Consider the following 17692-nt stretch of genomic DNA (forward strand, 5'->3'; position numbering starts at 1 on the left):
CACGGGGTCTCAACGGCGTCCCCCGTTACGGTCCGTCCCAGCAAACGGATAGGCTGGATCTATGTCCCGGATGAACGCCCTGAGCCGAAACCTGCCTGCCTTGTTACTGGGGGCAGGCATAGTTTTCACAGCAACGGCCTGCTCTCCCATCGTGCAGGTTGATGGCGCCGAAGACGCCGCCAATCCCGCCTGTGCCCCGATGATGGTGATCCTGCCGGAGTTCGTTGCTGACGCTGAGCGCCGCGAGACCTCCAGCCAGGCCACCGCTGCCTGGGGCGACCCGTCCAAGGTCATCCTGCGCTGCGGCGTCCCGGTCCCCGGACCGACCACGGACCGGTGTGTCACGGTCAACGGCATCGATTGGGTCCTGCACGAGGGCGAAGAGACCTGGACTGCCACTACCTACGGCCGCGAGCCGGCAACGGAACTTATTTTCAATCCTGACGAGGTGGCCGAGTCCACCATTCTGGTGGATCTGGCCGACGCGGCCGCGGAGATTCCGCAGACGAACAAGTGCATCAACCCGACGGATACGCTCGACGCCTCGTAGCCACGGGACGCCGAGCGGGAGCCGCACCTGAGGGAAGTGCGTCCGTTCCAGCGGTTAGCGCAGTCCGGTCTTGCGGTTCAGGGCGAGATAGATCAGTTCGTCGATGAGTTCGGTGTAGGGCAGGCCTGACTTGGCCCACATTTGCGGGTACATGCTGATCGGGGTGAACCCAGGCATGGTGTTGATCTCGTTGATGATGAGATGGCCGTCCGGCGTGTAGAAGAAGTCCACCCGGGAAAGGCCCTCTCCCGCGACCGCGTCGAACGCCTTGCCTGCGAGTTCGCGGACCCGGTCGGTGGCTTCCGACGGCAGGTCCGCCGGGCAGCTGAGTGCCGCAGCCGCACCGTCTACGTACTTGGCCTCGAAATCGTAGAAGTCGTGGACACCCGGCTGCACCGCGATCTCGCCCGGGAGGCTGGTGCGCGGGTCATCGCAGCCGCGTCCCTGCAGGACGGCCACCTCGATTTCACGGCCGACAATTCCCGCTTCGACGACGATCTTCGGATCGTGCTCCCGTGCGGCTTCGATGGCGGAGCGCAGTTCGGCTGCGTCGGAAACCTTGCTGATGCCCATCGAGGAACCGGCGCGGGCCGGCTTCACGAAGACCGGGAAGCCCAGTCCCGCCACACGCGCCAGGGCCGAATCCGGATCCTGCTGCCACTGACGGTCCGTAATGACCTCGTAGGGTCCGACTTCGAGCCCGGCGGCTTCGAAGACCACCTTCATGTAGTGCTTGTCCATCCCGACGGCGGATGCCAGGACGCCGGCGCCCACATAGCGCACGTCGGCCATTTCCAGCAGGCCCTGCAGGGTGCCGTCTTCCCCGAAAGGCCCATGCAGCAGCGGCAGCACCACGTCGACCTGTCCGAGGCTCCGGATGGCTTCGGAGGCAGAACGGACCACCAGTTCGGTGCCGGAATTCCCCGCGGTCAACAGCAAAGATTCCGCCGCGGGGGCGACCTCGGGCCGGGTCTCCGCGGTCAGGGACCAGCGGGCGGGATCCTCGGAGACCAAGGTCCACTGGCCGTTGGGAGCAATGCCGATCGGAACGACGTCGTACTTTTCCTGGTCAATGGCCGCCAGCACGCCTGCAGCCGTCACACAGCTGACCGAGTGCTCGCTGGAACGGCCGCCGAAGAGGACGGCGACACGCGGTTTGCGCGCATTTGCCGCGGCATTCGGGCTGTTCGGTTCTTTGTTCACTGTTCCTGTTCGCCTTCGGATTTGAGCTCACGGGTGAGCAGTCGCGGGGCCAGGTCCTCGACGGAAATCTCTCCTTCGAGGACGGCGACCACGCTTTCGGTAATCGGCATTTCCACGCCTACCTGGGTGGCCAGGTCCAGCACCGCGCGCCCGGACTTGATGCCCTCCGCGGTCTGGGTCATGCGCTGGTTGACTTCGTCCAGCGTCAGGCCTTCGCCCAGCAGGCGGCCTGCCGTGTGGTTGCGCGAGAGCGGGGACGAGCATGTCGCCACCAGATCCCCCAGGCCGGCCAGCCCCGCCATCGTTTCCAGCTCGCCGCCCAGCGCCAGCGTGAGGCGCGTGGTTTCCGCCAGTCCGCGGGTGATTACGGAGGCCTTCGTGTTATCGCCCATGTGCTTGCCGTCGCAGATGCCCACGCACAAGGCGATCACATTCTTGACGATCCCGCCGATCTCCACGCCCACGACGTCCGTGTTGGTGTAGGGGCGGAAGTACCGGGCGGTGCAGGTGTTGGCGATCCACTGCGCCACATCGCGGTCGGTACAGGCCACCACCGAGGCGGTGGGTTCCTTGCGCGCAATCTCCATGGCCAGATTGGGGCCGGAAATCACCGCGATCCGCGAATCGGGCAGCGAAAGTTCTTCCTTGATGACTTCGCTCATCCGCGAGTCAGTGCCGCGCTCCAGGCCCTTCATGAGGGAAACAACGACGGCGGTGTCCCCCAGCAACGGCTTCAAGGCCGCCAGCTGCGGACGCAGCGTCTGCGCCGGAACGGCCAGAACCACCAGCTCCGCCCCGTCCATGACCTCGGCAACCTCACCGGAGGCGGTCAGGTTATCCGGCAGACGGATGTCGTTGAGGTACTGGCTGTTCAGGTGGCGGTTGTTGATTTCCTCCGCCACTTCAGGCCGCCGCGCCCACAGGCGCACCTGGATGCCCGGATGGGCGTCAGCCACGACTTTGGCAAACGTTGTGCCCCAGCTGCCGGCGCCCAGAACACCCACGACAGCGGGCAGTTCCTGGTGCGGGCTCACGGCTTTTCCTCCGGTGATGTGGGTGGCAGGTCGGCAGGCGGGGACACTTCGAAGTTCCGGCCGGTGGCGTTTTGGCCCCGTACGGCCGGGTCCCAGCGCTCGGACGGCGGCTGCTCGGCGCGGAGTCCAGCCAGCAGTTCCGTCACGGCGTCCAGGATCCTGCTCGTCGCCTCCTCGAGGACGGTTTTCGTCAGCGGCTGGCCGATGAATTCGCTCAGGTCCACTGGCGGTCCGGCAACCACTCTTGCCGTCTTGCGCGGAAAGATATGCAACTTCTTCGCGTAGCGCGGGAACAGCTCGTTAGCGCCCCAATGGGCAACCGGCACCACCGGCGCCCCGGTCTGGAGCGCCAGTCTGGCCGCGCCGGTCCGGCCGCGCATGGGCCACAAGTCCGGATCCCGGGTCAGCGTGCCTTCCGGGTAAATGATCACGGCACCGCCCTGATCCATCACCTCCCGGGCCACGCTGAGGGAACGGTTTGCTCCGGCGCTGCTGCGCTCCACGGGGATCTGCTTGGCAGCCGACAGGATGGCACCGACCACCGGGATCTTGAACAGGGAGGCCTTGGCCAGAAAATGCGGGAAGAAGCCCTGGTTGTAGACGAAGTGGCCGACCACCAGTGGATCAATTTCCGTGTTGTGGTTGGGGCAGACGATGATCCCGCAGCCTTGCGGCAGGTTCTCCGTCCCCTCCCACTTACGCCGGAGGACCAAGTTCAGCACCGGCCGCACCAAAGCGGCCAAGGTGCCGAGCGTGGCCCGTTCCTTCATGGACGGCTTCATCCTTCGTTCCGCCGCTTCAGGCAATGTCGAAGTCCGCGCCGAGGTTCTCCAGTTTGGACTGGAACCGCTCGTAACCCCGGTTGATCAGTTCAATACCGGTCACGCGGGACGTGCCGTTCGCCGCCAGGGCCGCAATCAGGTGGCTGAAGCCGCCGCGCAGATCAGGAATGTCGATGTCAGTGCCCTGCAGCTGGGTGGGACCCGAGATGACGGCCGAATGCAGGAAATTGCGCTGGCCGAAACGGCAGGGGATGCTGCCCAGGCACTCGCGGTGCACCTGGATGCTGGCTCCCATCCGGATCAGGGCCTGGGTGAACCCGAAGCGGTTTTCGTAGACCGTTTCGTGGACGATGGACACGCCGGCTGCCTGGGTCAGCGCGACCACCAGGGGCTGCTGCCAGTCCGTCATGAAGCCCGGATGCACGTCGGTTTCGAGGACGAGCGGCGAGAGCTTCCCGCCGGTGTGGTAGAACCGGATGCCTTCGTCGTCGATATCAAAGGCGCCGCCGATTCTGCGGTAGGTGTTCAGGAACGCGGTCAGATCCGGCTGCATCGCGCCCTCAACATAGATGTCACCCTGGGTGACCAGCGCGGCCGAAGCCCAGGACGCTGCCTCATTGCGGTCCGGCAGCGCGCGGTGGTTGAAGCCGCTGAGGTGCGGAACGCCCTCGATCCGGATGACCCGGTCCGTCTGCACCGAGATGATGGCGCCCATTTTCTGCAGGACCGCGATCAGGTCCATGATTTCCGGCTCGATCGCCGCCCCGCTGAGCTCGGTGATGCCCTCGGCGCGGGTGGCCGTGAGCAGCACCTGCTCGGTGGCGCCGACGCTGGGGTAGGGCAGCGAGAGCTTGGCGCCCTTCAAACCCTTGGGAGCGGAAATGGAGATACCGCCCTCGCGCTTCTCCACCACGGCGCCGAACTGGCGCAGCACATCCAGGTGGTAATCGATCGGGCGGTCGCCGATCTTGCAGCCGCCCAGGTCAGGGATGAACGCTTCCCCGATGGCATGGATCAACGGCCCGCAGAAGAGGATCGGGATGCGGGAGTCGCCGGCATGCGCGTCGATGTCCTTCATCTGGGCCGTCTTGACCTTGGTGGGGTCCAGGGACAGGTCACCGGTGACAGGATCCTTGGTGACCTCGACGCCGTGCAGGCGCAGCAGGCTCGTCACTACCTCGACGTCCTTGATCTCCGGAACGTTGCGCAGCAGCGAAGGATCGTTGCCCAGCAGGGAGGCAACCATGGCTTTTGGTACGAGGTTCTTGGCTCCCCGGACGGATACCTTTCCCCTAAGAGGGACTCCTCCGCGGATGGTCAGAACGCTTGCCATATACACCTGTTTCCTCGATCTGCAACGCCTCCAAACTTCGCGAAGGCCTCAGCTAAGCATAGAAGCTACCGTGACCATCCCGAAATAAAGTGCGATTAGCCACGCCGATGTTAGGACCGCGCCGGGAGAGTTTTCGGCTTCCAGGACGGACGGGTTGCCTCGTAGCTGGTGATGTCCTCTTCGTGCTGGAGCGTCAGCCCGATGTCGTCCAGCCCCTCGAGCAGGCGCCAGCGCGTGTAGTCATCGATCTCGAACGGCGCCGTGAGGGTTCCGCAGACCACCGTCTTCGAGTTCAGATCCACCGTGATTTCGGTGCCCGGATGGTTCTCCAGTTCCTTCCAGATCAACTCGATGTCGTCCTGGGCGACCTGTGCGGCCAGCAGGCCCTGCTTGCCCGAGTTGCCCCGGAAGATGTCCGCGAAGCGCGACGAGAGGACCACCCTGAAGCCGTAATCCTTCAGTGCCCATACCGCGTGCTCGCGGGAGGAGCCAGTGCCGAAATCGGAGCCGGCCACCAGCACCGAACCGCGGTTGAACGGCTCCTGGTTCAGGATGAAGTCTTCCTTCTTCCGCCAGGCCGAAAACAGCGCGTCCTCGAATCCGGTGCGGGTGATGCGCTTGAGGTACACCGCAGGAATAATCTGGTCCGTGTCGACATTGGACTGCCGCAACGGAACGCCGATACCGGTGTGGGTGGTGAATTTTTCCATGGTCATTGTTTCCCCTAATCCGCGTTAAGCTGCGCTGGTTTCGCTCAGGCGGCGAGCCTGGCCCTCGTCAACAGGATCCAAGTCCGACGGCGAACTCAAGGTGCCTCGTACTGCGGTCGCCGCTGCCACCACAGGCGACACGAGGTGCGTGCGGCCGCCCTTGCCCTGGCGTCCCTCGAAGTTGCGGTTGGACGTGGAGGCGCAGCGTTCGCCCGGAGCCAGCTGGTCCGGGTTCATGCCCAGGCACATCGAGCAGCCGGCAAAACGCCACTCGGCGCCGAAGTCCTTGAAGACCTGGTCCAGCCCCTCAGCCTCGGCTTCCAGCCGGACGCGGGCAGAGCCGGGCACCACCATCATGCGGATGTTCGGGTCCTTGCTGCGGCCGCGGATGATGTCTGCAGCGATGCGCAGGTCCTCGATGCGGCTGTTGGTGCAGGAGCCGAGGAAAACGGTATCCACCCGGATGTCCTTCATCGGCGTGCCGGCCTTGAGATCCATGTAGGTCAGAGCGCGTTCGGCCGAGGCCTTGGCATTTTCGTCCGCAAAGTCCTCCGGCGAAGGAACCGACTCGGAGAGGGAGACGCCTTGTCCGGGGTTGGTGCCCCACGTGACGAACGGCTCCAGCGTGTCCGCATCGAGGAAGACCTCGGCGTCGAACTCGGCGTCGTCCTCGGTGCGCAGCGTCTGCCAGTACTCGACGGCGGCGTCCCAGTCCGCACCCTCGGGGGCGTGCGGCCGGCCCTTCAGGTATTCGAAGGTGGTCTCGTCCGGCGCCACCATGCCGGCGCGGGCACCGGCTTCGATGGACATGTTGCAGATGGTCATCCGCGCTTCCATCGACAGGTCCCGGATGGCCGAACCGCGGTATTCCAGCACGTAGCCCTGTCCCCCGCCGGTGCCGATCTTGGCGATGACCGCGAGGATAATGTCCTTCGAGGTCACGCCCGGACGCAGGGTGCCCTCAACGTTGATCGCCATGGTCTTGAACGGCTTTAGCGACAAGGTCTGCGTGGCCATGACGTGCTCGACCTCGGAGGTGCCGATGCCGAACGCCAGCGCGCCGAAGGCGCCGTGCGTGGACGTGTGCGAGTCGCCGCAGACCACGGTGAGTCCCGGCTGGGTCAGACCCAACTGGGGGCCGACAACGTGCACAATGCCCTGCTCTGCGTCGCCCAGGGAGTGCAGCCGGACGCCGAACTCCTTGCAGTTGGCCCGCAGCGTCTCGATCTGGGTGCGGCTGGTCGGATCCGCGATCGGCTTGTCGATGTCCAGCGTGGGAGTGTTGTGGTCCTCCGTGGCGATGGTCAGATCCGGGCGGCGCAGCGGGCGGCCGGCCAGGCGGAGCCCTTCAAAAGCCTGCGGGGAGGTGACTTCGTGAACAAGATGGAGATCGATGTAGAGCAGGTCAGGCTGCTGCGCGGCTCCTTCGCCGTCGCCCTTGCGCACCACGTGTGCATTCCACACCTTTTCGGCGAGCGTCTTGCCCGCAGTTGTACCGGCCATAGCCAGCTCCCTCCATCAGTGACAGCGCGGGCCGTTTCAACCGGTATTCAGCTGCCATCGGCGCCCGCAGAAGTATGTACTTCAACTCTCCCAGCCCGCATCGCCGCCCGCTACTTTTTCGACTTGCATCTCAGATAATGAGACGGCAATATCATGTTATGGACAAATCAAGCGGCGTCGGAGTTATCGATAAGGCAGCCATGGTGCTGGATACGTTGGAGGCCGGGCCCACAACATTGGCTCAACTGGTGGCCGCCACCGGGCTCGCGCGGCCCACTGTCCACCGCCTGGCGCTGGCCCTGGTCCACCACCGGCTGGTCAGCCGCGACATCCAGGGCAGGTTCGTCCTGGGCAGCCGGCTGGTTGAACTGGCTTCGGCCGCCGGCGAAGACCGCCTCATCGCCTCCGCCGGCCCGGTGTTGCTTGCCCTGCGGGATGCCACCGGCGAGAGCGCGCAGGTATTCCGCCGGCAGGGCGAATGGCGGGTGTGCGTGGCCTCGGCGGAGCGGCCGATCGGCCTGCGCGACACCATTCCGGTGGGCACCCAGCTCTCCATGAAGGCCGGCTCGGCGGCCCAGGTCCTGCTGGCTTGGGAGGATCATGAGCGCCTGCTGGAGGGGCTGAAGAACGCCCGCTTCACGCCGACGGTACTTGCCGGCGTCCGCCGCCGCGGCTGGGGCCAGAGTCTGGGCGAGCGGGAACCCGGGGTCGCCTCCGTTTCCGCTCCCGTGCGCGGGCCTTCCGGCCGGGTGATCGCAGCCGTCTCCATATCCGGACCGATCGAGCGGCTCAGCCGCCAGCCGGGCCGCATCCACGCAGAAGTGGTGGTCCAGGCCGCACAGCAGCTGACCGACGCGCTGCGCAAGACCGCGGACTGAACGCCAGAAGTCAGCCCTTGAAGTGATCCCAGCCGAGCACGTCCGGCACCTCGCCGTCCACGGTCACCTCGGCGGGACAGGCCGCAGCTTCGGCAACGCTCCCAATGTGTACGAAGCCCTCGGGCAGCCCTGCCGCGGGCGGGAAAACCGCCAGCAGCCCGTGGTCCTCTCCCCCGCCCAGCACCCAGTGCCGCGGATCCGCGCCCAGCATGAGGGCCGCCTGCCGCAGCGGGGCCTCGAAATGGTCCAGCCGCCGGTAGTCAAGGGCCAGGGCGGCGCCGCTCGCACGGGCCAGCCGTCCGGCGTCGCGGATCAGTCCGTCGGAGATGTCCATCATGGCGTGCGCCCCGGCCTGCGCAGCCCGCGGTCCCAGCGCCAGCGGCGGCAGCGGCCGTGACTGCGCGGCGGCCAGAGCCTGCAGCTCGGGCGGCATCCCGCCGTACCCCGAAGTTCCCTCAAGCAACGCCAGCCCTGCGGCCGCCCTGCCCAACGATCCGCCGACAGCAACCACGTCTCCCGGACGCGCCCCGGACCGCAGGACCGGCGCCCGGCCTTGCAGATCCCCAGTAACCGCTGCCGTCACCACCAGGACGGCGCCGCGGCCTAGGTCGCCGCCCACCACGGCGCACCGCTCCGCCCCCAGTTCGTGCAGCGCCGTGCGCAGTCCGTCCGCCATGTCCTCCACCCAGCGCACCGGTGTGTTCCCGGGGAGAGTCAGGCTGATGACCAGCGAAGTGGGCACGGCACCCATCGCGTTGATGTCCGAAACGTTCTGCGCCGCGCATTTCCACCCGACGTCGAACCCTGAACTCCGGTAGCCGCTGGCCCATTCGAGCCGGAAGTCCTGGTCCTGGACCAGGGTGTCGATGGAGATCACGGTACGCCCGTCGGGAGCCTCGATCACCGCGGCATCGTCCCCGGGGCCCACCGGCACGTCGGCCGTACCCAGCCGCGGGAAGATCCGTTCCAGCAGGGCCCGCTCGTCCAGTTGAGCCACCGTGTGATGTTCCGCCACTTCTCCGCTTCCCCGTTCCGGCCCCGGAAAATCCTGCGCGGCCTTGTTTGCGTTTGGTCCTCACTAGATCATTCACTACCGCCGCGCCAACCGGTAATCTGCCCCCATGACCACCTATGCCATCTTCCTGCGCGGGATCAACGTCGGCGGTATCAACATCAAGATGGCAGAGCTGAAAGCAGCCCTGGCCGAGCTGCCCCTCCAAGACGTCAGGACGCTGCTGGCCAGCGGCAACATTGTGTGCGCCAGCGACGGCTCGGCCGACGAGGTGAAGCAACTGGTCGAGGCGAAACTGCGCGAGCGCTTCGGCTACGACGCCTGGGTCGTAGTCCTCAGTGCTGAACGGCTGAACGAACTGGTGGCGGTGTGCCCCTATCCTGCCGACAACGCCGGCGTCCACGCCTACGTCACCGTCACGTCGGATCCGGCCGAGCTGCAGGAACTGCACAAGGCAGCCGCCGCCGCAGACGGGGACGGCATTCTGCTGGGACCCGAAGCGATGGCCTGGACGGCGGCCAAGGGCGGGACGCTGGACAGCCCGGTGAACAAGCTGGTGGCACACAAGAGATTCAAAAGTACGACGACGACACGCAACCTCCGTACGATGCTGAAGGTTCTGGCTGCCGCCGGCTAGCCCGTGCCCCCGCGCGCGGCCGCCAGGGCGTCCCGGAAGCTGTTGTACCGGCGGATCTCTTCCTCTACCGGGGCCACCACTTTCCTCTCCGCAACCTGGGCCACGGCGGAGCGCAGCCGCCGTCGTGCTTTGGCTGCCCTTGATGCCGCTGCCACCCGGGCCACCAATCCCGATGCCAGCCCCAGCACAATGCCCAGCAGGACGCCGGCCACCAGCAGCAGCGTGGGCACCGGGAAGCCCTCGACCCGCGGCGCCGGAGGCACTTCGAACTGGAAGTAGCCCAGAACGGCCAGCCCCAGAAGCCAGAGGGCGCCGGCGGCCGCCGCGGCCAGGGCGATCCACTGGAGAATACCGATCACCGGCCACCACCACGACTTCCGGTTCGAGCCTAAATCAGTCCCGGCCATGGCCTGGTCGAGGGCGTCGGGCAGCTCGGGTGCGCTGGCGCGGGCCGCCCTGCGGATGGAGCCACGCCATACTTCCGGTGCCCGGCTGCCGGCCGCATCGGCGAAGGTCCTGACCGCGGAATCCGCTTGCGCCCGCTGGGCGGGGCCAGGTTCAGGCAGGGAAGACCGGTTCACCGCAGGATTGACGTCCCGGCGGTCGAGGTTGAGCCGCTTCAACGGATCGCGGCGCAGTTTGCCCAGCCACCGGGTGACCGGCCAACCGGTGTTGGCGTGCGAGTGCCTGCGGTAGGATTTGCGCACCGCTTCCGCCACCACGTCCACGCTCGCCGACTGGGCCAGGTGCTCGGACAGCGTCTGCTTGGCTTCCTTCGGCACAGCCGGAAGCGCCGGGCCGGACGAGCCGTCCGCCAGCGCAGCGGCAGAAGCGTCGATATCGGCCAGCAGGCGTTCCGTACTGGCGCGGCGCCGGTCGACCACGGTCCGGATGGCCGCGCGCAGTTCCTCGACTCCTGCCCCGGTCTTCGCAGAGGCTGGGAAGACCGCCACACCGTCGAGTCCGTCCTGCGCCAGGATCTGCTTCAGCGAGTCCAGCACCGGCCGCACCTCGCGCGTAGCCAGCCGGTCGATCTGGTTGAGCACCACCATGGACACGGCTCCGTACGAGGCAAGCGGGCGCAGGAAACCCTGGTGCAGGGCGGCATCGGCATATTTCTGCGGGTCCAGCACCCAGACGAGTACGTCCACCTGGCCCGCAAGGCGTTCCACAATCTCCCGGTGTTCGACGGCGGTGGAGTCGAAGTCAGGAAGATCGAGCAGGATCAGTCCGCCGTAGCCGTCCTGATCGGCACCACGATCCTGACGGCCGCTGGGCGGCGGACCGTCCATCAGATGCCGCTTTTTGACCTGGAGCCAATCGAGCAGCGGCTCGCTTCCGGCAGGATTCCAGACGCCTGCCAACGGCTCGGAAGTCGTCGGCCGGCGGGCGGCAGCGGTAGCTACTTCCTGTCCGGCAACCGCGTTGAACAGTGATGACTTGCCGCTGCCCGTGGCGCCGAAGAAACCGACAACGGTATGTTCTGCCGACAAGGAGCGCCGGGTGCTAGCACGGTTCAGTACCTCCGCGACGGGTGCCAGGGTCTCGTCCGGCAGGCGTTCTTCGGCAAGTTCGCGCGCAATGTTCAGGGCCTCCAGCCGGCTGCTCAGCGGCGAGCTTTCCTTCTCTCCCCGGTGCCGGCTCATGCCGCGCCCTCCGCTCCGGTCCGTCGGGCCAGTTCGGACAGCTGCGTTGATTGGCCGCGCAGTCCGGCGGCAAGCGCCGCGGCGTCCCGGTCGTCAATCAGGGACAGGAAACGTGTTGCTTCCTCCCGCATGAGGTTTTCCGTCCGGAGCTTCAGCTCTTCCCGCGCCTTGCGGGCGAGGCGGCGGACTGCGTCTTCGCCGAAAACGGCCTCCAGCAGTTTTTGGCCGACCACGGCTGTTCCGCCGGCCACCCCGATCTCGATGCCGGTGAGGCCACCGGTGGCGGCGAAGACCACCACCATTAGCGCCACGCCGAGCCCGTTCACCCCGAAGGAAAGCATCCTGGCGGTAAGCCTCTTGCTGGCGCCCTCCGTCTGGATCATTTCCAGCAGGTCCCCTTGCCAGGCCCGGATTTCGGCCGAGGCCTTGTCGCTGAAGCCGTCGCTGACGGTGGACAGATCCCTGCTGCCCAGCAGCTGCCGCCCGGCCGGATCGTTGCGCCACCGTGCGTCGGCGTCCTCGGCGCCCTTTGCTGCCTCGTCCACGATCACGGCCTGCAGCCCCGTTTCGATGGCGGCCTCGACGTTGACGGAGGGTGCGGGCTTACCGCTGAAGAAGGCGCCGATCCGGTCCCTCAGCCTGCCGATCCCGCTCTCGATCGAGCGGAAGAATTCGCCCGTTCCGACGAAGTCCTGCCAGCGGGCCAGCACCTCGCCGCGCAGCAGCGTGCCGTCCTGCGTGGAGTCGAGCGTCCGCCGGGCTGCACCGTTGTAGGCGTCCAGCACGTCGTCGCGCAGCCTGGCGGCAGCGACGGACTGGGCATCCAGGGCATCCGCCACGGACGCGGTTGTGGCAGCCAACGATGCCACGGCACCGCTCAGGGTCCGGCGCGCAATGGCGGCCCTTCCCGCCGCATCCGCGGAAATCTCCAGCAGCCAGCCGCGGATATCCGTCACTGCGGCAACCGGCAGCATGCCCAGTTCATCAAGGGGCGACTCCGGGACGACAAAGAGCCGCGCGTTGCCCAGCCCTTCGCGTTCCAGGAGCCCGGCGAGGTCCGCCCGGACCTCGTCCTCGACGCCGGCTGGAACGCGGTCCAGCACCACGGCTACGAGAATGTCCCGGCCGGCGGCTTCCAGGAGCAGCTTCCACGGCACGGCGTCCGCATAGCGGTTGGCCGTGGTCACGAACAGCCACAGGTCCGCCGCGGACAGCAACTGCCCGGCCAGCTTGCGGTTATCGTCCGATATGGAGTCCACATCGGGTGCATCCAGCAGGGCGATGCCGGGCGGGATCGTGGACTCCGAGACGAGGACCAGGGACGACATGGCGCGCGGATCCGGATCGGCACCGGCCCGCTCCGCCGGCAGTGCACGGGCAGGCTCCGCGGCCGAGGTGATGCGGTTCAGGGCGGGCAGAACGCGCTGGTCCGCAAACCAGGAACGGTCCCGCGGATTGTGCAGCAGGATAGGTTGGCGCGTAGTTGGCCTGATGGCACCCGTGCGGGTGACCGGGCGGCCTGCCAGCGCGTTGACCAGCGTTGATTTGCCGGCGCCGGTGGATCCGCCCACAACGGCCAGCAGCGGAGCGTCCAGACTCCGGTAGCGCGGCAGGACATAATCCTCCAGCTGGTCCAGCGCTGCATGGATGTCCTGGCGGGCCTGTGCGGCTCCGGGCAGATGAAGCGGAAGCGTCAGCTCGCCGAGCGCATCGCGGACCTCCTCCGCCAATGCCAGCCCATCGGAGGCCTGTGCCGCACGGCCATCTGTTGTACCTGTCACAGATTCCATCATGCCAGCACTCAAGGCATTCGCCGCTGACATGGGAAAACTGGCATAAAGCGTGGGCGGAACAGGACCTGGATTTGGGCACAAAAAAACCGGCCCCGGACAAAATGTCCGGGACCGGTTATCGGTGACCCCAGCGGGATTCGAACCCGCGTTACCGCCGTGAGAGGGCGGCGTACTAGGCCGCTATACGATGGGGCCTTGCACTTTTTACCGGCTTTCGCCGATCGAGCTTCATGAGTATTTCACACACTTTGCCCGGCTGCCAAATTCATTATTTGGCTGGAATTACACTCTAAACAGCGCAATTCCCAGCGCTGGGATACCAGGACTCGAACCTAGAATGACGGTACCAGAAACCGTTGTGTTGCCAATTACACCATATCCCAAAGGTACTTTCGGGCCTTGCCGGAAGCTTCTTGCTTGCTTCCTCAGCGCCTCAGCACGAGTAATTACTTTACCGGAGGTCTCCCGTTTACACAAAACGGTTAGCCGGTTACCCGCTGAGGCGTCCGTCACATGGCCCGAAAGCGCCTGTTCTACGCGTTCTGGAAAGCCTTGATACGGGCCAGCGAGGAGTTCTTGCCGAGGATGACCATGGACTCGAACAGCGGCGGAGAGATCCGGCGGCCGGAGACGGCGGTCCGGACCGGGCCGAAGGCCAGCCGCGGCTTAAGCCCGAGTTCTTCCACCAGGGCCGTACGCAGGGCAGTCTGGATGTTCTCCGCGGTCCACTCCTCGATCGGCTCCAAGGCAGCCAGCGCCGCGTCCAGGACTTCGGCCAGGTTTTCCGGCAGTCCCTTGCGGGCATCGTCCGCAATGTCGATCTCGTCGTCTTTCTTGAACAGGAAGGCGATCATGTCCGGGGCCTCCCCCAGCAAGGTGATGCGCTCCTGGATCAGCGGGGCCGCTTCGGCCAGAACCATGTGGTCCCGCTCGGTGAGGGTCTCCCCCACCAGGGAGGCATGCTGCAGGTACGGAACCAGGCGCAGCCTGAAGTCCCCCGGTTCCAGCAACCGCACGTGGGTTCCGTTGATGGCCTCGGCCTTCTTCAAGTCGAAGCGCGCAGGGTTGGAGAGCACATCGTGGATGTCGAAGTTCTCCACCAGTTGGTCCACCGTGAAGATGTCTTCGTCTGCGGACAGGCTCCAGCCCAGCAGCGACAGGTAGTTCAGCAGCCCCTCGCGGATGAAGCCGCGTTCGCGGTGCAGGAAGAGGTTGGACTCCGGGTCCCGCTTGGACAGCTTCTTGTTGCCCTGGCCCATGACATAGGGCAGGTGGCCGAACAGCGGCATGTAGCGCGCCACGCCGATGTCCACCAGCGCCCGGTACAGGGCGATCTGGCGGGGTGTGGAGGAGAGCAGATCCTCGCCGCGCAGGACATGGGTGATACCCATCAGCGCATCATCCACCGGGTTCACCAGCGTGTAGAGGGGCTTGCCGTTGGCGCGGACGACGACGAAGTCCGGTACGGTCCCGGCCTTGAACGTGATTTCGCCCCGGACCAGATCGTTGAAGGTCAGGTCCTCGTCCGGCATCCGCACGCGCAGCACGGGCTCGCGACCCTCTGCCTTGAACGCGGCGATTTGTTCCTCGGTCAGGTCCCGGTCGAAGTTGTCGTAGCCGAGTTTAGCGTCGCGGCCGGCTGCCTTGTGCCGGGCCTCGACCTCTTCCGGCGTCGAGTAGGACTCGTAGACGTGACCGGCTTCCTTCAGCTTGGTGATGACGTCCTGATAGATGTCAGCGCGCTGGGACTGGCGGTAAGGTTCGTGCGGACCGCCGACTTCGACGCCCTCGTCCCAGGTGATGCCGAGCCACTTCATCGCTTCCAGCAACTGCTGGTAGCTTTCCTCGCTGTCGCGGGCGGCGTCCGTGTCTTCGATGCGGAAGACCATGGTGCCGCCGGTGTGCCGGGCATAGGCCCAGTTGAACAGGGCGGTGCGGATGAGGCCGACGTGCGGGGTTCCCGTGGGCGACGGGCAGAACCGTACCCGGACGGGTGTTTCGGCATCGACAGTGGGCAGGTCAGCGGGAAGCGCAGATGCATTAGTCATGATGGACACCAGTTTAGCCCGTGCAGGAACTCCGTCTCCGGCACACCCGACGCTAGGGCACTGCCTGCTCAAGCAGAGCGTAGATACCGCCGCAGACCGCGGCTCCGGCCAGCGCCGATACCACGAAACGCCCGGCCCGCGCGGGCTGCAGAAGCGCCTGGGCCCAGACGCCGAGGGCGAGCAGTAGTGCACCGATCAGCCCGGGCAGTCCTGCCATCAGGATCAGGATGACGGCCGCCCCGCCATACGTAATGCAGGTCCAATCCGGGCCGAAACGGCGGAAGATCAGCAGCAGGGAAAAGCCGCCGTAAATGGCGAAGATTACGGCGGCAAGACCCAGCGGACCGTCCAGCCACTGGATGGCCCGCAAGGTCCCGTACATCAACACCCCGGTACAGATCATCAGCGGGCCAAGGCCGAGCCGTTTAATGCCGCGGCGCAGCTCCCCGCGCTTGTCCAGCCACGTGACGATTGCCCACGGCACAAAGCACAGCAGGAAAGCTGCCCCGGCGCCCCACCAGGCCATCCGGCCGAGACCGTATTCGAGCACAGGGCTCAAGATCAGGACCACGGCCCAGACGACGGCGGGCGGCAGCACGGCTGTGATGGTGCGGGCCGCGGCCGGACCGCTGGGCGGCGTCGTCATCTCTCAATAGCTACCTGAGGGCCGGAGCCATAGCAAGCGTCCCGCCCAACACTAGAAGTCAGCGTCCCGTGCAATCAGTGCGGCCTGCACCCGGTTTTCCAGCCCGAGCTTGGCTAGGACCTTGGACACGTGCGTCTTGACCGTGGCCTCGCTCAAGTAGAGCCGCTTCGAGATGGCCTGATTGCTGGCTCCCTCTGCGATGCATTTGAGGACTTCGCGTTCCCTGGCGGTCAATGCGGAGAACTCGTAGCGGGCAGCATTGGCCTTGGCCTTCAGGGCACGCTCCCTGGTCCGCTCAATCAGCCGGCGCGTCACCGTAGGCGCCAATGTTGCTTCTCCGGAGGCTACCGTTCGGATGGCGTGGAAGAGCCGGTCCGGTTCCGTGTCTTTCAGGAGGAAGCCTGAGGCTCCGGCCTCCAAGGCGGCCAGGACGTGCTCGTCCAGGTCGAAGGTTGTCAGGACGAGCACCTGCGGCGGGTCCGGCAACCGCCGGATGGCTGCGGTTGCCGCAATGCCGTCGCCGCCGGCCATCCGCACGTCCATCAGCACCACGTCTGTACGGTGGCGGCGGACTGCTGCTACCGCCTGCGGCCCGTTGGCGGCCTCGGCGACGACAGACATATCCGGCCGCGAATCCACCATCTTGGCCAGGGCTCCCCGGACGAGCTGTTCATCGTCTACGACCATCACGCGAATCATTCCAATGTCCCTCGGCATACCGTTCACGCTGCGTCCCCGGTGGCGCTGCCGAGCGGCAGATGGGCAACCAGACGGTAGCCGGCCGTCGTCGGGCCGTACGTCAATGTTCCGCCGAGCAAACGTACCCGCTCGTCCAGACCTATCAGTCCCAGTCCCGCGCCGGGTATCGGATCCGCCGCGGCTCCGCCAGTGCTTTCCACTTCGACTGTGAGCACATTGTCGGCCGCGTCCACGCGCACTTCCACCCGGGACTCCGGGGCATGCCGGGCTGCATTGGTCAGCCCTTCTTGGACCAGACGATAGACTGCACGCTCGACTGCATCCAGCACCACAGTGTGCGCAGGGACATTAACCACGACGGTGAGCTCCACTCCGGCGGCGCGCCAATCGTCCGCCAAGACCGGCAATGCGTCCAGCCCAGCGGCGGGCTCCCGGCCGGCGTCCGCGGTGCCGTTGCGCAGCACGCCCAGGACCTCACGTAGCTCAACCAGGGCGTCATGGGCGGTCCGGCGCATCAGCTGTGCCGCGTTTGCGGTTTCGGTATCGGGTGCATCCACTTGCAAAGCGCCGGCCTGCACCGCAACCAGGGACATCCGGTGCGCGAGCGTGTCATGCATTTCGCGGGCAATCCGGTGCCGCTCGTGGAGACGGCTCCGTTCAGCTTCCGCCGCACGCTCCGCCTCCGCCAGCTCGGCACGCTCCCGCAGGCTGACCAGCAGACGTCGCCGCTGGCCGCGGTAAGCACCCCAGACAGCTACTCCGCCGAGAAGCAGCACAGCGACCAGTGCAACGTCCCAGGTCATGGGTTCCGCCCCTAACAGCGCCTCCAGCCCGACGTAGGCCAAAATCAGTACGGGCACCCACAGGTCCAGCCGACGTCTGGCGAGCTGGAAGAGCGCGACCAGGTACGCGACGCCGCTCAGCGAGACTACGCTGAGTGCCGCCGCCGCGACCGTAGTTGTCCGGGGCCAGCGGCGGCGAAGCAGCAACAGCGGGCCACCGAAAGCCGCGAGCACCGGAGCGATGGCATAGCGGGCCCAGCCAAGCATCCCGCTTCCGTCTGCCGTTTCGTCTAAATACGGCACCGTCCCGTCTTCCAGACCAATTCCAATGACCATCAGGGACAGCAGGACGTCCAGGGAGCTGACCAGCAAAACCAGCACTACGTTCGGGATCCATGCGGGACGTTTTTTCATCATGTTTTTGACTTTAGAAGGC

16 protein-coding genes and 2 tRNA genes are annotated in these 17692 nt (G+C 66.1%); 3 read left to right on the forward strand and 15 right to left on the reverse strand.

Features of this window, described 5'->3' with window-relative positions; translation table 11 throughout:
* Window positions 1-61: 61 nt before the first annotated feature.
* Entirely contained in the window at window positions 62-550 is a 489-nt protein-coding gene (locus AC20117_RS20175) for a DUF3515 domain-containing protein (protein ID WP_074702006.1), read from the forward strand.
* Between the two features lie 54 nt (window positions 551-604).
* On the opposite strand, the gene AC20117_RS20180 is transcribed toward AC20117_RS20175, so the two are convergent.
* From AC20117_RS20180 to leuC, 6 genes are all read right to left on the reverse strand, one after another.
* The gene (locus AC20117_RS20180) at window positions 605-1753 is read right to left on the reverse strand and encodes a D-alanine--D-alanine ligase family protein (RefSeq protein ID WP_074702004.1); all 1149 of its coding nucleotides are present in this window, start codon (window positions 1751-1753) and stop codon (window positions 605-607) included.
* The gene (locus AC20117_RS20185) at window positions 1750-2787 is read right to left on the reverse strand and encodes an NAD(P)H-dependent glycerol-3-phosphate dehydrogenase (protein ID WP_074702002.1); all 1038 of its coding nucleotides are present in this window, start codon (window positions 2785-2787) and stop codon (window positions 1750-1752) included. The genes AC20117_RS20180 and AC20117_RS20185 overlap by 4 nt, the downstream gene beginning before the upstream one ends.
* Window positions 2784-3569, reverse strand: a complete 786-nt coding sequence (locus tag AC20117_RS20190; protein ID WP_074702001.1) for a lysophospholipid acyltransferase family protein — start codon at window positions 3567-3569, stop codon at window positions 2784-2786. Before AC20117_RS20190 ends, AC20117_RS20185 begins: the two co-directional genes overlap by 4 nt.
* Before the next feature lie 16 nt (window positions 3570-3585).
* On the reverse strand, window positions 3586-4902 hold the full coding sequence (gene murA, locus AC20117_RS20195) for a UDP-N-acetylglucosamine 1-carboxyvinyltransferase (protein WP_074701999.1): 1317 nt from the start codon (window positions 4900-4902) through the stop codon (window positions 3586-3588).
* A 110-nt stretch (window positions 4903-5012) separates the two neighbouring features.
* Window positions 5013-5612 carry a 3-isopropylmalate dehydratase small subunit gene (gene leuD, locus AC20117_RS20200; RefSeq protein WP_074703369.1) on the reverse strand — a complete coding sequence of 200 codons (600 nt, stop codon included), beginning with the start codon at window positions 5610-5612 and terminating at the stop codon, window positions 5013-5015.
* Between the two features lie 24 nt (window positions 5613-5636).
* The gene (gene leuC, locus AC20117_RS20205) at window positions 5637-7115 is read right to left on the reverse strand and encodes a 3-isopropylmalate dehydratase large subunit (RefSeq protein ID WP_074701998.1); all 1479 of its coding nucleotides are present in this window, start codon (window positions 7113-7115) and stop codon (window positions 5637-5639) included.
* Window positions 7116-7273: 158 nt separating this feature from the next.
* Here leuC and AC20117_RS20210 point away from each other — a divergent pair, with 158 nt between their 5' ends.
* On the forward strand, window positions 7274-7993 hold the full coding sequence (locus AC20117_RS20210; RefSeq protein WP_074701997.1) for an IclR family transcriptional regulator: 720 nt from the start codon (window positions 7274-7276) through the stop codon (window positions 7991-7993).
* Between the two features lie 10 nt (window positions 7994-8003).
* Here the strand turns inward: AC20117_RS20210 and AC20117_RS20215 are convergent, their stop codons facing one another.
* Complete coding sequence (locus AC20117_RS20215; protein ID WP_074701996.1) at window positions 8004-9008, reverse strand: thiamine-phosphate kinase; 1005 nt, start codon at window positions 9006-9008, stop codon at window positions 8004-8006.
* Window positions 9009-9114: 106 nt separating this feature from the next.
* On the opposite strand from AC20117_RS20215, the gene AC20117_RS20220 reads away from it, so the two are divergent.
* The gene (locus AC20117_RS20220; RefSeq protein ID WP_074701995.1) at window positions 9115-9642 is read left to right on the forward strand and encodes a DUF1697 domain-containing protein; all 528 of its coding nucleotides are present in this window, start codon (window positions 9115-9117) and stop codon (window positions 9640-9642) included.
* Here the strand turns inward: AC20117_RS20220 and AC20117_RS20225 are convergent.
* The 8 genes from AC20117_RS20225 to AC20117_RS20260 all read right to left on the reverse strand — a co-directional run bounded on the left by AC20117_RS20225 (window position 9639) and on the right by AC20117_RS20260 (window position 17673).
* The gene (locus AC20117_RS20225; RefSeq protein WP_074701994.1) at window positions 9639-11288 is read right to left on the reverse strand and encodes a GTPase; all 1650 of its coding nucleotides are present in this window, start codon (window positions 11286-11288) and stop codon (window positions 9639-9641) included. The genes AC20117_RS20220 and AC20117_RS20225 overlap by 4 nt on opposite strands.
* On the reverse strand, window positions 11285-13078 hold the full coding sequence (locus AC20117_RS20230) for a dynamin family protein (RefSeq protein WP_074703368.1): 1794 nt from the start codon (window positions 13076-13078) through the stop codon (window positions 11285-11287). Before AC20117_RS20230 ends, AC20117_RS20225 begins: the two co-directional genes overlap by 4 nt.
* A 125-nt stretch (window positions 13079-13203) precedes the next feature.
* Window positions 13204-13276, reverse strand: a tRNA-Glu gene (locus AC20117_RS20235).
* A 116-nt stretch (window positions 13277-13392) separates the two neighbouring features.
* A tRNA-Gln gene (locus AC20117_RS20240) sits at window positions 13393-13464 on the reverse strand.
* Between the two features lie 150 nt (window positions 13465-13614).
* Window positions 13615-15129, reverse strand: coding sequence for a glutamate--tRNA ligase (gene gltX, locus AC20117_RS20245; protein WP_074703367.1), 1515 nt, complete (start codon window positions 15127-15129; stop codon window positions 13615-13617).
* 52 nt (window positions 15130-15181) lie between these two features.
* The gene (locus AC20117_RS20250; RefSeq protein WP_074701993.1) at window positions 15182-15775 is read right to left on the reverse strand and encodes a hypothetical protein; all 594 of its coding nucleotides are present in this window, start codon (window positions 15773-15775) and stop codon (window positions 15182-15184) included.
* A 51-nt stretch (window positions 15776-15826) separates the two neighbouring features.
* Window positions 15827-16462: a response regulator gene (locus tag AC20117_RS20255; RefSeq protein WP_236777382.1), complete on the reverse strand. Its 636-nt coding sequence runs from the start codon at window positions 16460-16462 to the stop codon at window positions 15827-15829.
* Between the two features lie 35 nt (window positions 16463-16497).
* Entirely contained in the window at window positions 16498-17673 is a 1176-nt protein-coding gene (locus tag AC20117_RS20260; RefSeq protein WP_158300489.1) for a sensor histidine kinase, read from the reverse strand.
* Window positions 17674-17692: the final 19 nt, after the last annotated feature.

It is taken from the genome of Arthrobacter crystallopoietes, assembly GCF_002849715.1.
GTDB classification, from domain to species: domain Bacteria; phylum Actinomycetota; class Actinomycetes; order Actinomycetales; family Micrococcaceae; genus Crystallibacter; species Crystallibacter crystallopoietes.